Genomic DNA, 1,952 nt, shown 5'->3' with positions numbered 1-1,952 from the left:
TTTTTTTAGGGTGGCACCGAGTTTCCTTATGCTCTTTTTCTCTGAAGCTAAACCTGTTTTATATGTCGTAGTCTTTTTATTGGGAGTGACCCCTTGCTGTACAATTTCCGGAGGTGCCGATAAGGGACGAATTTTCCCTTGTCGGTTGCCTTTGGGGATTGTAAGGGGTGGAGGCTCGGAATCAAAAGGAAACGAAATATCATTCCGAGTGTGCTTCTTTTTTCTGTTCTTGAATTCTATTATTTCCAATGTTAGAATTATGTTAACAACTTGTTAGGAGTGTGTTTGGATGGAAGAGAAAAAACAAATTGGACCTCGAATTACTGTTGAAACATTTAAAAAGCTAGAGTTATTAGCCGAACATTTTACAAAACACAATGAATTTGGAAGAGTTTCAAAAGATGCTGTAATTGAGTTTGCTATTAAGGAATTGTATAGGGACTATTTGGGAAAAGGACGCTAATTTTTGTTGAAAAACTGACTTCGGATTTGGGGTTCTTTATTATTAACTTGATTTTAATTAAACATTACAGGAAAAATTGAGGGGAAATGGATGGATAAACGCAATGGTGACGCGGTTTTCATAGCTCCAAATGATGTTGTAAAAGTGACCACTATGAATCACGTCATTGAAGTTCAGCATATGGAGAAGATGAACCGGAAAAATAATATCAAAAAATTGGACAAGGATAGGTTTGTAGACCTCTCTACTGGGGAGATCCGGGAGTTCGAGCATTCGGAAAATCGGCAGGAAAATTATAATTCTTTGAGACAAACCTTTAAGAAGCTGCGTTATTTGATAAATAACAATTTTATAGGACGGCCAAATGAATTACATATAACTTTGACATACAAGAAAAATATGACGGACACGAAAAAACTTTATAGTGATTTTCAAAATTTTATCGACAGGTTGCGTTATAAATACAAGAAAGAAAGTTCGATAGATTATTTATCGGTGGTAGAGCCACAAGGACGTGGAGCCTGGCATTGTCATGTTTTAATGCGCTTTAATGATTTGGATAAGATTTATATTAAAAATGCTGAATTAAGGAGTCTATGGGGTTTAGGATTTGTAACAATCAAGTCATTAAAGGATATAGACAACATAGGAGCCTATTTGAGCGCTTATTTGACTGATATAGACCTAGAAGATGTCCAAGACAGGGAAACAGCCTTAAAAGTGGCTTCAGAGGGCTGTGAGGTGCAAACAAAGATCGTAGAAGGTCGGGAAAAGAAATTTTTAAAAGGCGGACGGCTGCACATGTATCCTTCCGGAATGAATATGTATCGAAAATCAAAAGGGATTGTTAAGCCGGAACGGGAAGAAATGAAGTTCGGAGACATAAAAAAAGTAGTGGGTTCGGCAAAACCACACTACGAGAAAAGTTATCATGTCGAAAATGACAATTTTGAAAACACAATTTCGTTTCTCCAGTATAACACAAAACGTGATTTTTGAAGCAAAACGGTTCCTCTTTATGGAGCCGTTTTTTTTATTTCCCGAAGGGTTATTTGTCAGAATGACAAACCGATTTCGAGCCGGCGAGAACCCATTGTCACACCACGATTTAGGGGGTGTGTATAAATGGGCACTCTCTGTGAAATTTGAAGCTTTGAAATTCCGAATGGCGCACTTATACACTCTGTCGAGTGAGTGCTAAAATGCTGAAGCATTTCCGTCAAGCGTGTGGAGGAATCTTGTAGAGAGATATAGCATAGATACCCGTATCTCTAGAGATATTTTGGTATATCCCTGCTATATCTATGGGGTATCTATGCTATATCTTTGGCTTCAAAAACGGCACCTGTTCTAAGAGCATAGAAACTCAACAGGCACAGCCTGTTTGACACCCTTTTTTTTAGGGTGGCACCGAGTTTCCTTATGCTCTTTTTCTCTGAAGCTAAACCTGTTTTATATGTCGTAGTCTTTTTATTGGGAGTGACCCCTT

2 protein-coding genes are annotated in these 1,952 nt (G+C 38.0%); both read left to right on the top strand.

The annotated features are described in order from the left end of the window. Positions 1–289: 289 nt before the first annotated feature. Entirely contained in the window at positions 290–463 is a 174-nt protein-coding gene (locus tag ACFXOZ_RS42450; protein ID WP_375839303.1) for a hypothetical protein, read from the top strand. A gap of 90 nt (positions 464–553) precedes the next feature. Beyond that, entirely contained in the window at positions 554–1,462 is a 909-nt protein-coding gene (locus ACFXOZ_RS42445; protein ID WP_375839305.1) for a hypothetical protein, read from the top strand. The last annotated feature ends 490 nt before the right edge of the window (positions 1,463–1,952 follow it).

The sequence above is a fragment of the Kitasatospora sp. NPDC059160 genome, from assembly GCF_042755465.1.
In the GTDB taxonomy this organism is placed as follows: Bacteria; Actinomycetota; Actinomycetes; order Streptomycetales; family Streptomycetaceae; genus Kitasatospora.
Note: the sequence above shows the minus strand (reverse complement) of the source record. Positions and strands in the feature narration are given on the sequence as shown.

What these genes read in the sequence shown, in the direction of transcription:
- ACFXOZ_RS42450 (WP_375839303.1), top strand. Translation starts at nt 290, where the DNA reads ATGGAAGAGAAAAAACAAATTGGACCTCGAATTACTGTTGAAACATTT.
- ACFXOZ_RS42445 (WP_375839305.1), top strand. Translation starts at nt 554, where the DNA reads ATGGATAAACGCAATGGTGACGCGGTTTTCATAGCTCCAAATGATGTT.